Here is an 11,766-nt window from a genome sequence, read left to right as displayed (position 1 = left end):
AAATTGGAAAATTATTTATCTTAATTTTAAGCAATAAGTAATGCAGACACTTAACTACCTTGTCATCATCCTTATTATTGCTGGTGTAATTTCTGTTTTAGCTTTTACTCCTTTAGTTCGAAAACTAAAGATTAGGTTCTATCTAATTCAAGTACTAGCCATTGTACTGTTTGTCTATGTTTTTTTTGGTAGGCAGATTATTTATTTATTCCCTGATGTTTATGGACAAAATTCCCAATCTTCACAAAATTTAGATTCACTACGACTAAGTAGGATATTTTTATTAGATCTTTGTCCATTTTTTGCTGTTATTGCGCCAGTGTTTGTCTTTTTAAAGCAAAAAAAGATTAGTGGGGTGTTAGCTGTTTTTGGGTTATTTGGAGCTTTGGTTACTCTTTTTGGTGAACTAATTTTTACACCTGTTAATGAACAAGATATTGTGAATTTCATCTTTGTTGGTACAGGAAATAACCAGATTTATTTCATGATGCATTTTCTCAGTTTACTTGTAAGCTTAGCAATTATCTTGTGGGATAACTGTTTTTCTTTAATCTCATTTTTCTATATCCATGTGTTTGCTCTAATTTACTTTAGTTATGTAGCTTTGATGGTATCTGTGTTTAAGGGCCAGATCACAGGTAATACAACTGGTATCTTAGCAAGTGATTGAACTAATGGTGAATATAAAAATGTGGCGACCTTTCTTAACTTAAGCAATAGTGATCCACAACTTGTGTTTATTGTGGGCTTTAGTTTAAGTTATGTTGCAATTTTACTAATGACACTCTTTGCTAATATCCCTACATTTATGGAAATGAAAAAGGATAAGATCTTTATTAAAAAAGAAAATCTAATTAGAAAAGACCTGGAACTTTTGGCATAGTTTTCTCAACTAAGTTATCATACTTGGTTTTCACATCACTAACCGCTTCATTAGTAGCTTCTATAATCATCTCCTCTAGAATAACTTTGTCACTTGCATCAATCAAAACAGGATCGATGTTAATTGATTTAAGTGTAAGATCACCTAAAATAGTGATCTTAATCGCACCATTTTTATAGTTGTATTCAAAGGCTTGTTGTTCAAACGCTAATGTTTTTTTCTTAGTTTCTCGTTCTGCTTGACGCATCATTTCAGCAATCTTTTTAAAACTCATATATCATTAAATAAAAATCGTGCTTAAAAAATCAATTGGAATTTTTTACCGTTGCTTTTATCTTAACAATAAATGCGATTATTATTTAATTTTTCTAGCACCTTTTTCACTATTCACCCAAATCTTTATGGTGATTACTGCACTGATTAGTGTTGCTAACAGTGGTCAAATGAGCCTGATTTGGTTTACTAATTTTGATACTTTTACTTACCAAAGTAATAGCCTTGCAATCTTTTTAGTATGATACTACTTTCTTAACCATAAAAGCAGATGATTTGAAAACAGTTCACTGGTTTTAAGTGTTACAGGTTATCTAGTTTTTACAGTTATTTTCTTTAACTTTTATGCTTTATCACGCTTCACAGGTATTGTTAATATAGAACCTGATGTACAGGGTTGGTTTTCAACTATAACAACGCAATTACCATATAGTTTTAATGGTTCTTTTATTAATGACTGGAATGCTTTTTCAGAGCTATTACTCCATGTTATCCATCCGTTGTTTTACTTTATTTATGTTGGATTACTTTTTAAAACTTATAAATTTATCAAACCGCCAAGGAATTTGCAATCCTTTCTTTTAAAAGCAGGCATTTATCCCAGTATCTATGCTTTTTATCTCCAAACTATTCCATTTTTAAATGTTTGGGATAATGGTGAAAACTCCTATTCAGTGTATGGATTTTTTACGCAAACTAAATATAACAGTTATGTTTGGATTTGATCAATCCCTATTTTTGCATCAATGTTTTTAATCTTATGAATGCTTTTTGTTATAAATAACCATTACTATGGAAAAAAACACCACAAGTAGTTGTATCTTTTGTGATATTGTTCAAGGTTCAATTACATCCTATAAAATTGGAGAAAATGAGCATGCCATTGCTTTTTTAGATGCTTTTCCTGTAGCTGATGGTCATACTTTAGTAATCCCTAAAAAACATGCAGTTGATTTTTCTTCAACTGATCAAAAAGAGTTACAAGCAGTTAGTTTATTAGCAAAACAAATCGCTTTAAAACTAAAGATGACACTAAAACCATCTGGTTTAAACTATGTTTCTAATGAAGGGGCAATTGCAGGTCAAGTGGTTTTTCATTTTCACTTACACATAGTACCCAAATATGAAACTGGTAAAGGGTTTGGCTATAATGTCAATAAAACCAACAAACGTTCCTTAGAAGAAAACTACCAACTAATATCTGAAAGCAAAAATTAAGCCAACTATCAAACCAACAGTTATTAGCAAATTAACTGCCATAACTACTGTTAGAAAGTGATAACTTTTCAGTATTTTTTTACTAGGTTTTTTCACTTCTTCTGACTTTTTTGACTGAGTATCAAACTGAACAGTAACTTGGTTTGTGGCAAATTCCTTTTCTTTTTGAAGTAGTTTTACAATCAGGTTTTCATTACTCTTATTAAATTCAGCAATCTTTTCATCAATTAGCTTAAAGTTAGGGGTTTTCAACTCCATGGTACTTAGAATTTTAATTTCCAAATAGTCTTTTCATAAGGGGATAGTGACTAATAACCATAACAAAAAACATTATTATTGAAAAACTAAGACAGGGATTAAAATCGCTAAACTTAACAACCCATGACTTAAAAAAGTGAGCAACATTACAGCAAGAATTAAAGCTAAAAAATCGATGCAATAAGCAAAAAATAAGATTTTCACTATCTGATTTTCACTTTGATTTTTTCTAAAGCTGAAACAAAATAATACTAAGCTAATTAGTAATATAAAAAGTGGTATTAAAGCACTGTATTGCATCCTTAGCTTTTGGTGTTAAAACTGTGTTCAAAGTTATATCTAATTACAACTTTAATAGGGAAGTGATTTGTAATTGGATTCTTAGCAATTTCAGCTTTAATCTTTTCAACCATTTCAATAATTTGCTCATTACTTAACAGTTGATTTTGGTTTTTAGTTTCAAGTCAAATCATTAACCTTCTACCACTTTGACCTAGTAAGATCGTTGTATGAAAATTATTAATAGTTTTATCAACAATCTTTTTCAACTCATCTTTTAGTTGTTTAAAAAGAAGCGAACTATCACTTCTAGCACCAATTCTAGCAGCAGATAGTTTATCAGCAATTTGTGTTAAACGACAATAGGTATTGTCAATATGTTTATTGTGGTGGTTAGCAATTGTGTATTTAATGTCATCAGGTAGTTGAAATTGCTCAGCGAGTTTAGCGCCTGTAATCGTATGGCTCTCTTTACCATTATCATCATTAGATTTACCAATATCATGGAGCAATCCACACTTTAAACTCAGTTCACTATCAAGTTCTATTAAAGCTGCTAAGTGGGCAGTTAAAAATGCAGTTTCAAGGCTATGGGATAAGACATTTTGTCCAAATGAATAGCGAAATGCTAAAAAGCCAAAATGACGGTGTAGTGAACTACTTGAGATAAAAATATTAAGTGATTCTAAGATCTCTTTACCGATCTTTTTACAGTGCTCAGTAAAAAAGAAGTTAGCTTGTTGGACATATGATTCAATCCTTTCATTATCAACATAATCGTTCATCAGGATATTGCGCACAGTTAACACTGTTTTTTGTGCTTTAATAGGACTTTCTGTCAAGACATTAACTTCATACTTTTTGTTTAGATCTGTAAACACAATGTCTTCAATTCTAAGTTTTTCAACCAAAAGCTTTTTATTGATACCACTAATACCATTAAGCTTGCGAAAATCACTTTCACTAATTAAAAAACTGGGGCTATAAACCCAGTTATAAAGAGGGTTTTTTATGTTAATGTTTATTAATTTATCAACACCAAAGTGAAAATCATTAAAGAGTTTGGTATAAAAAGGGAGGTTATCACTTTCTGAGTGAAAATCAGAACTGTTTTTATCTAGCTTAACTATCTGTTTAATCTGTTCATCTAAAAAATCATTAACTAACTTTGCTAGTGGTTTGTTGATAATCCTAACCAAGATATTATCTAGCTGACTAGTAAGTTCATTTAACTCATTAGTTGTTGCAATTAATTTATTACTTTCAGTGAAATTTTGGTTTTTTAATAGCTTAATTTTTTCATATTCATTCGCTTTAAAGTTGTTAGCTTTTTTAGGGTTTTTCTTATAAATTCGGTACTGAAAATAAAGATAGGCAAACAAGCATAAATTAAACGCAATAATGATTAAAAACAGAAAAGCAAAGAAAGAAGTGTTGAAAAACAATTGGGCAATACTGTTAGTAATGTTATTGTTCATCTTCTATCTTTTTTTTCAATTCATTTACAAAGTTACCAAGTACAAAACGAAATTGGTTTTGGTTTTTGTTAATTCCTTTGATATTAAGCGCATTAAGCTTTGTTAAGCTCACTGAGTTAACATCTTTAAAAGTAACTATTAATTGAGTTGGTGTTGTTTTTATATTAACAAAATTTTCCTTACCACCACAAGCACTAACAAAGTCCTTAACTTTAAAAGGAATAGAAGTTGATTCAACCAGTTTTGTGTTAGGTTGTTGAGCAATTTGTTTTGATTTTTTTACTATCCAAAGATAGAGTAAACCAAAACTAAAAATATAACCCAATCACAACAACCATTTCATTAGCTTTGCTTAATAAAAGTTGATTTTAGTTTATCAATAAAATCCTTAGTTTTTAAAGAAGCGTGAAACATTGATCTTGATAAAACCAACTGAAAGCTAATACTGGTATCTTCATTTTTTAAATCAAGCTTGATTCCATCTGCATAAAAATTGGGAAATTGCTCTGCTTTAAAAGCTTTTTTGATCCTAAATTCAACCTTGGTTTGCATTGGCAGAATAATCGGAGATTGAATTGTGATTTGGTTGGGATGTAATAAGGGGTTTAGTTCAATAATTTGAACAACATCAACATTTGGAAAGATAACCGCTCCCTTAGCAGATTTTGCTAGGGCAGTTGAACCTGTTCTTGGGCCAATTAGCAACCCTGAACCGCGGTATGATTCCCAGTGGTTATCATCAATAAAGATGTTAATTGGATATGCAGTGTTGGTGTAAACTGCAAGTTCATTTAAAACTAAGAAACTGTGGTTTTTAGTTTTCACTTCCAGTAAATTAATCTTTTTAAACTCAAAGCTAGTTAGTTTTGAAATGAAATTTTCATCAAGATCATCTCCATTAAAAGAAGTGTAAAAACCAATGTGGCCAGTATTGATACCAACTACCTTACAACTATCACAGTTATAGTTAGCAAGTGTGGAAACAAAAAAACCATCCCCACCTAAAACAAACACATATTCATAACCATTCTCAACCGCTTGCCAAGTTTTTAAAACTGCTCTTAACTTATTGAGAACAGGTTCAGTTTGGGGCGTTGTGGAAGCAAAAATTTTGTATTTCATTTAGATGTTATTGTTGTATTATAGGCTTTGGTTCTATTAGTTTACGCTCAAAGACCTTAATTTCAGATGAGTTATAACCAATTCGCATCCTTTTAGGAATTCCTGAAGAATTATATTGGATGATAATAGGCCTTCTTAGTAAAGAAGGACGTTCTCTAACTAGCTTAATTAATTCACTGATACTCAACTCTTCAACACTAACACTGTTAGTTGCTTTAATCTGATCAGCACGTTTGGAAAACAAACTTTCAGTACCATCCTCACTAAGACTTAAAATATCTTTAAAACGCTTATCACTAATTGGTTTTTTATAAAAATTCTCAACAACATAGCTAATTTTGTTTTGATCAAAAAACTCAATGGCTTTCTGACAGGATGAACAGGATGATGAGATTAAGATAAAAGTCTTACCTGCATCACTATTTTTTTTACCCGCTTTTTTCATTAAAATAACCTTTAATTACCCTATCAATTCTAATAATGATAAAGCGCGCAATTACAGGGATTCAAGCTTCTGGAAGACAACACCTAGGTAACTTTCTTGGCGTAATGCAAGGTTTAAAACAACTCCAAAGTCAATACCAACTGTTTTTATTTGTTGCTGATCTTCATGCTATTACTGTTGATTTTGAACCAACAATGCTCAAAGATAACAACTTGCAACTTGTTAAAACTTTATTAGCACTAGGACTTGATTATGGAAAAGTGAACTTATTTTTACAAAGTGATCTGATGGAACATACCATGTTAGGTTATCTAATGCTGACACAAAGTAATCTAGGTGAATTACAAAGAATGACCCAATTTAAAACAAAGAAATTAGCGCAAAAAAGAAATAGTAATAACACCATTACTATCCCAACTGGTTTGTTAACTTACCCAGTGTTAATGGCTGCTGATATCTTGCTTTATCAACCTGATATTGTTCCAGTTGGTAATGATCAGAAGCAGCACTTGGAATTAACCAATGATTTAGCTAAACGTGTAGCAAAAAAATTTAAGTTAAAACTGAAATTACCTGTATTTATAGAAAACAAAGATACCAACAGGATCATGGATCTATCAAATCCTTTAAAAAAGATGTCCAAATCAAATCCTGATCAAAATGGTGTTATCTATCTGGATGATAGTAAAGAAACAATCATCAAAAAAGTGCGCAAAGCCACAACTGATAGTTTTAATAAGATTCGTTTTGCTAAAAAAACCCAACCTGGTGTTACTAATTTACTTGTTATTTTAACTGCACTTTTAAAAGAAGAAGTTAACCATAATTTAAGTAAAAAAATCGGCTCTGATCTTGTTAAATATTATCAGAATAAAAGTTATTTAGATTTAAAGAATGACCTCAGTAGTGCTGTTATTAATGTCATAGAATCACTTAAATTTAAAAAAGCACAAATTACTGATGAAATGGTATTAAAAGTCCTAAATGATGGTAAAAACCAAGCTAAAAAAGTTGCTGATGAAACATTAAAAATGTTTTATAAAGCATTTGGTTTAACATCTAATCAGCTTTTTGATTAATGATTGTTTCACTAATTAAATTAAGTAAGGTACTAAAGCGGTAACGGTTGGTTTTGTTACTGGTATTGGTAGCAATTAATTTTAACTGGGAAGGGGATTTTGACATTGCAAAGGAATATTTAGCTTTTTTGAACATTGCATAATCATTTCAAGAATCACCAATAACTGCTATTCTATTAAGTGAAAGTTGTTCTCTTTTGGCCATATATTCAATTGCATAACCCTTATTAGCATCATGATGAGTTATCTCAATTAAATTATTAGAAAAACTTAAAACATTAACCTTTTCTTGAAAGGTATTTTTTAAGATTTCATAAACTTTTTTACACCTTTTTGCACTTAAAAAGTAAACACTAATCTTTAGAATACCTTGTTTTAAATGGTTCTGGTTAAAAAACACACACCTTTTTCTATACCAAAAGTATTTAGTGAACCACCCAAGGAGCTTGTTACCAGCTAAACAAAGGTAAGGAGAGACATAACTATCTAAGTAAGCTAAACATAATCCGCGGTGTTTTTTGATAATACTAAAGGTAGTTTCAACAACACTGTTTTCCAAGCAAAACTTGTATCTTTCTTGTGGCTTATTTGCTTCAATTTGATAAAGTTTAGCACCCCCATAACAACAAAAATAATCAACAATTGGTTTTTTAAACAAACTGTTCAGCTTTTCAACGTGTTTTAGAGTAGAAAAAACTGATCTACCAGTTAAAATCATCACCTTTAAACTTGGTTTTTTAGCAATTAAATTAGTTAATGCTAATTTTGATGGATTGTTAATTTTTTTAGTTTTAGATAATAACGTTCCATCCAGATCCAAACCAAGCAGATCAATCATGGACTTTAGTTATTGAAAAGATCAATAATTTTGGTTTTTGGCATAAAGCCAATGGCTCTCTTTTTTTCAACCCCGTTTTCAAAAACAACAATAGTTGGTAAAGAGGTAATGTTATAAGCTGCTGCTATATCAGTATGATCATCAACATTAACCTTAACAAACTGAGCATCACTAAATTCATCTGCTGCTTTTTGAAACTCAGGGCTGGTTAGTTTACAAGGACCACATCATGCTGCTCAAAAGTCAACAATAACATTTTTCTTAGCTGAAAAGATCTCTTCAAGTTGTTTAAGACTTCTAATTTCTGTTACCATAAGGCCAATTTATTAGTTGAAACAATTCTAATAAAATCTAATGTAATTAGATCGCTAAAATTTTGGTAGTGATAAACAGTTTAACCGCTTTTGGATTTTGCTTTTGCTTTTTAGCTAAAAAAGTTTTTAACAAAACAACAAAAAGATCAAGTTCTGCTAATGACTTAATCTCAAAGGGTTTAACACTAACAAAGTAATAAAAGCAGTTGTTATATTCAACTGCATGGATCATATTTAAATCATAGAGATAAAAATTATCAATAAGTTTTGTTGAGTTGAGAAAAACCAGTTTTTCAAAATCAATGGTGTTATGCTCTCTAATCATTGTTTTCACTCCATTAATTAACATCCCATACTGATCAGGATAAAAACTAAGTTCTTGTTGTTGGATGATTGCAATAACTTGATCACTAATTAAAAGCTGGTTAAGTTTTGTGTTTAATATTTGAAAGAACTGGTTATTATCTACTCACTTTAAATAGTTAAACAAGCTAGCTGCTTTAAGAAGTTCTAAATCTAAATCTAGTTTGAACTTTTTGTTCAGTAAAATTACTAATTTGGTTGTTAATACCGCGAGTTCTAAGAGATTGAGCTGATCAGTGCCAAAATAGTATTTTTGCAAGCCAATTAGTCTGGTAATTTGCTCGTTTAAATTAGTTATCTGAAATTCCTTAACTATTTTTTCACCCGCTTGAAAAGCAGTTTGGCTAATTTCGTTTTTCACTTCATCTAAAGTTTCATTAATAACCAATTCATTAATTTTGACTGTTTTGATTTTGCTAATTAGTTTTTCAAACGCTAATAGAGCTTGCATCCTTCTCAAATAACTCCAATTAGAAAAAGTAATTTCCACTTCATCTTCTAAGTTTTTTAAAGTGCAATCAGCATCACACACCTGTTTAAAATACTCCCAGTTCACCTTGTTTTTAGCTGCAAAGATATTAAATGCTGTCTCTTTTACCTTCGTTTTAAGAAAAGCACTTTTGAAATTATTTTCACTGAGTTTAATCTTTTGATCAACTAACCTTTCAAGATAGGAAAGTTTGGTTTTCTGTAGTTCATTAACTAAAGGCTGATCAACTTTTTTTTGAATCAGCTTTTCATTAAGTTGAGCTAATATTTGGTCTTTTTTTAAATGTAAAGTTAACTTTTGCGCTTGCTTTAAATCCTTTTTATCAATTACCTGTAACTGACTTTCTAACCAACTTTTTTCTCTGTTTACACTTTCAATTTTTTGTTGATAAAAGTTAAGTAAAGTTGTTAATTGGGCTTGTTTTTCAGTTAATCTTAACTGGATCTGTTGGTCATTTAAGATGTATTTTTTGTTATTTTTATTCTGCTTTAAATGGAGTGAAAAAGCAATTGCTAAATTTAAAGCAAACCCAACAATTATTAGAAAGAATAAAGAAACAATTACAAACGCAACAATAAGAACGCTGTTATTGTTTAAATTCAGCAGCATTATCCTTTTTGATAAAACGGCAGTTAGGGAAATTACTGCAACCTATAAAGGTCTTTTTAGCGTTAAATTTAGTTCTCCTCTTAACCAGTTTATTGTTACACTCAGGACACAATTCATCAAGTGTTTCCAAGGTTAGTTTTGGTTTAGGATTACTAAACTCACTGTATTTACACTTAGGAAAATCACTACAACCAACAAACTTCTCATTACCTCTTTTGGTGTAACGATATACCAACGGTTGATTACATTTAGGACAATCTCTTTCAACCAATTCTTTTTCCTTTTTCACTTTTTGAATTGAATTTTCAGCTAGTTTAACATCAGATTTAAAATTTGTTCAAAACTGCTTAAGAAATTCTTGATAGTTTACTTTGTTTTCAGCAATTTCATCCAAAGATTTTTCCATCTTCTTGGTAAATTCTTTATTAATTACATTCCCAAAATGCTTGGAAAGTTCATTATTAACTTTTTCACCAAGCTCAGTGATATAAAAAAATCGGTTCACTAAGTTAGCATAGCCCCTTTCTAGATTAACACTGGCCATAGTGTTATAAGTAGAGGGACGACCGATGTTAGATTTTTCAAGCTCTTCAATTAAACTAGCTTGGGTGTAACGTGGTGGTGGGTTGGTTTTATGCTCATTAACGCTGATCTTTTCAAAACTAAATTTATCACCAATTTTAAGCTTACTAAGATCAATGTAAAGTTCATCTTTAGTATTAGGTTTAATCTCTTCATATAACCTTTGATAACCATCAAATAAAAGTGATTTTGAAGAGGTATAAAACTTGTTTTTTTGGTTTATAAAACGAACAATAGTTCTTGATGTTTTAGCATCTGCCATTAAACTAGCAACTGTTCTAATCCATATTAAACGATAAAGGAGAAACTCATCGCGTTTCACCCCGTTTTTCAGATCATTGGGGGTAATAGTAATGTAAGTAGGATGGATCCCTTCATGGGCATCTTGGATGATTTTCTCATCCTTTTTATGTCTTTTTAACTTATTTTTATCAGCTAAATAATGACTTCCAAACTCCTTTTCAATGTACTTTTCACACTCTGATTGAAATTGGTTTGAAATCCTAATTGAATCAGTTCTTGGATAACTAATTAATGCAGTTTGTTTCCCATTAACACTAATCCCTTCATACAGTCTTTGGGCCACCATTGTTACTTTTTTGGAAGACCATCCTAACTTATTAATTGCATCCTTTTGAAGTGAAGCGGTGGTATAAACTGGGTTTGGAGATGAATAGTAAATCTTAGGTTCATCAATAAAATAAACTTCATATTCGCCAGTCAGTTGGTTGGCAAATCTGGTTGCTGAAGCTTCATTTAAAAAGTCAATTCCTGATACGTTTTCAGCAGCTTCAAAATCCAGTTTTAAACTAGCACTTAATTCAGGGTTAATTTCTCTTAAAACCAAAGGAATAGACTTGTTTGCACAAACTACTTTTTGGTTATTTTCTTTGTTTAATAAAACATCAACTGTCCACCAAAAACGCGGAACAAACTTAGCTATCTCCTTTTCTCTTTCCTCAAGAAAGCGCAAAGCCACTGATTGAACTCTACCTGCAGACTTTGCTTGCAGATAACTATTTAATAATCTTGATAATCTAAAACCTATCATCCTGTCAAGGATTTGGCGGGCAAACTGACTTTCAACCCAGTTAAGATCGATGTTACGCGGTTGTTTTAATGCATCTACTACTGCTTTTTTAGTGATCTCATTGAAAGTGATTCGTTTGCACTTAGCTTTATCTTTTTGATCCAATAAATCATAGACATGCCAAGAGATGGCTTCCCCTTCTCTATCAGGGTCAGAAGCTAAAAAAATGTTTTGTGCATCACTAGCTTTAGCTTTGATTGATTTGATGATCTCAAACTTACTGAGCAGGTGTTTCTGTTTGGGATTTTTCTGTTTATTTTTAGTTCAATCTTCTCAGATAGGGGTATAGGTATTTTCATCAAAACCAAAGTTTTTATACACCATTTCTCTGATGTGACCAACGGTTGAGACTATCTCAAATTCATCACTAGGAAGATATTGTTTTAATGTTTTAACTTTATTGGGTGATTCAATCACCACCAGGTTTTTAATCATTAATAAAACT

At 30.8% G+C, this 11,766-nt stretch carries 14 protein-coding genes and 1 pseudogene; 4 read left to right on the top strand and 11 right to left on the bottom strand.

The annotated features are described in order from the left end of the window. Positions 1 to 40: 40 nt before the first annotated feature. A complete protein-coding gene (locus MG_RS00735; protein ID WP_010869348.1) occupies positions 41 to 883 on the top strand; it encodes a DUF5378 family protein in 843 nt (280 codons plus the stop codon). On the opposite strand, the gene MG_RS00730 is transcribed toward MG_RS00735, so the two are convergent. After that, entirely contained in the window at positions 855 to 1,157 is a 303-nt protein-coding gene (locus tag MG_RS00730) for a YbaB/EbfC family nucleoid-associated protein (RefSeq protein ID WP_010869347.1), read from the bottom strand. The genes MG_RS00735 and MG_RS00730 overlap by 29 nt on opposite strands. A 19-nt stretch (positions 1,158 to 1,176) precedes the next feature. On the opposite strand from MG_RS00730, the gene MG_RS00725 reads away from it, so the two are divergent. Both MG_RS00725 and MG_RS00720 read left to right on the top strand, forming a co-directional pair. Beyond that, the gene (locus tag MG_RS00725; RefSeq protein ID WP_009885689.1) at positions 1,177 to 1,971 is read left to right on the top strand and encodes a DUF1600 domain-containing protein; all 795 of its coding nucleotides are present in this window, start codon (positions 1,177 to 1,179) and stop codon (positions 1,969 to 1,971) included. After that, positions 1,949 to 2,374, top strand: a complete 426-nt coding sequence (locus MG_RS00720; RefSeq protein WP_009885688.1) for an HIT family protein — start codon at positions 1,949 to 1,951, stop codon at positions 2,372 to 2,374. The genes MG_RS00725 and MG_RS00720 overlap by 23 nt, the downstream gene beginning before the upstream one ends. On the opposite strand, the gene MG_RS00715 is transcribed toward MG_RS00720, so the two are convergent. The 6 genes and pseudogenes from MG_RS00715 to MG_RS00690 all read right to left on the bottom strand — a co-directional run bounded on the left by MG_RS00715 (position 2,351) and on the right by MG_RS00690 (position 5,956). Continuing rightward, entirely contained in the window at positions 2,351 to 2,632 is a 282-nt protein-coding gene (locus tag MG_RS00715; protein ID WP_237711663.1) for a hypothetical protein, read from the bottom strand. The two genes, MG_RS00720 and MG_RS00715, sit on opposite strands and share 24 nt — an antisense overlap. A 13-nt stretch (positions 2,633 to 2,645) precedes the next feature. After that, positions 2,646 to 2,932 (bottom strand): annotated as a pseudogene (locus tag MG_RS00710) (MPN270 family protein). Between the two features lie 2 nt (positions 2,933 to 2,934). Further along, positions 2,935 to 4,389 carry a ribonuclease Y gene (locus tag MG_RS00705; RefSeq protein WP_010869346.1) on the bottom strand — a complete coding sequence of 485 codons (1,455 nt, stop codon included), beginning with the start codon at positions 4,387 to 4,389 and terminating at the stop codon, positions 2,935 to 2,937. Further along, positions 4,379 to 4,732 (bottom strand): PTS sugar transporter subunit IIB, encoded by a 354-nt coding sequence (locus MG_RS00700; RefSeq protein ID WP_009885683.1) that lies wholly within the window; start codon positions 4,730 to 4,732, stop codon positions 4,379 to 4,381. The genes MG_RS00705 and MG_RS00700 overlap by 11 nt, the downstream gene beginning before the upstream one ends. Then, the gene (locus MG_RS00695) at positions 4,732 to 5,511 is read right to left on the bottom strand and encodes an NAD(+) kinase (RefSeq protein WP_009885682.1); all 780 of its coding nucleotides are present in this window, start codon (positions 5,509 to 5,511) and stop codon (positions 4,732 to 4,734) included. Before MG_RS00695 ends, MG_RS00700 begins: the two co-directional genes overlap by 1 nt. A 7-nt stretch (positions 5,512 to 5,518) precedes the next feature. Next, positions 5,519 to 5,956, bottom strand: coding sequence for a Spx/MgsR family RNA polymerase-binding regulatory protein (locus tag MG_RS00690; protein WP_010869345.1), 438 nt, complete (start codon positions 5,954 to 5,956; stop codon positions 5,519 to 5,521). Between the two features lie 35 nt (positions 5,957 to 5,991). On the opposite strand from MG_RS00690, the gene trpS reads away from it, so the two are divergent. Continuing rightward, entirely contained in the window at positions 5,992 to 7,035 is a 1,044-nt protein-coding gene (gene trpS / locus MG_RS00685; RefSeq protein WP_009885680.1) for a tryptophan--tRNA ligase, read from the top strand. On the opposite strand, the gene MG_RS00680 is transcribed toward trpS, so the two are convergent. From MG_RS00680 to topA, 4 genes are read right to left on the bottom strand one after another with little or no spacing between them, the layout of a single operon-like run. Then, positions 7,016 to 7,873, bottom strand: coding sequence for a Cof-type HAD-IIB family hydrolase (locus tag MG_RS00680; RefSeq protein ID WP_010869344.1), 858 nt, complete (start codon positions 7,871 to 7,873; stop codon positions 7,016 to 7,018). The genes trpS and MG_RS00680 overlap by 20 nt on opposite strands. A gap of 5 nt (positions 7,874 to 7,878) precedes the next feature. Then, positions 7,879 to 8,187, bottom strand: a complete 309-nt coding sequence (gene trxA, locus MG_RS00675; RefSeq protein ID WP_010869343.1) for a thioredoxin — start codon at positions 8,185 to 8,187, stop codon at positions 7,879 to 7,881. A 46-nt stretch (positions 8,188 to 8,233) separates the two neighbouring features. After that, positions 8,234 to 9,649: an MPN262 family protein gene (locus MG_RS00670; RefSeq protein WP_010869342.1), complete on the bottom strand. Its 1,416-nt coding sequence runs from the start codon at positions 9,647 to 9,649 to the stop codon at positions 8,234 to 8,236. Beyond that, the gene (topA, locus tag MG_RS00665) at positions 9,627 to 11,756 is read right to left on the bottom strand and encodes a type I DNA topoisomerase (protein WP_009885678.1); all 2,130 of its coding nucleotides are present in this window, start codon (positions 11,754 to 11,756) and stop codon (positions 9,627 to 9,629) included. The genes MG_RS00670 and topA overlap by 23 nt, the downstream gene beginning before the upstream one ends. Positions 11,757 to 11,766: the final 10 nt, after the last annotated feature.

The sequence above is a fragment of the Mycoplasmoides genitalium G37 genome, assembly GCF_000027325.1.
GTDB classification, from domain to species: domain Bacteria; phylum Bacillota_I; class Bacilli_A; order Mycoplasmatales; family Mycoplasmoidaceae; genus Mycoplasmoides; species Mycoplasmoides genitalium.
The sequence above is the reverse complement of the archived record's forward strand: the minus strand, read 5'-3'. Positions and strand labels throughout refer to the sequence as shown.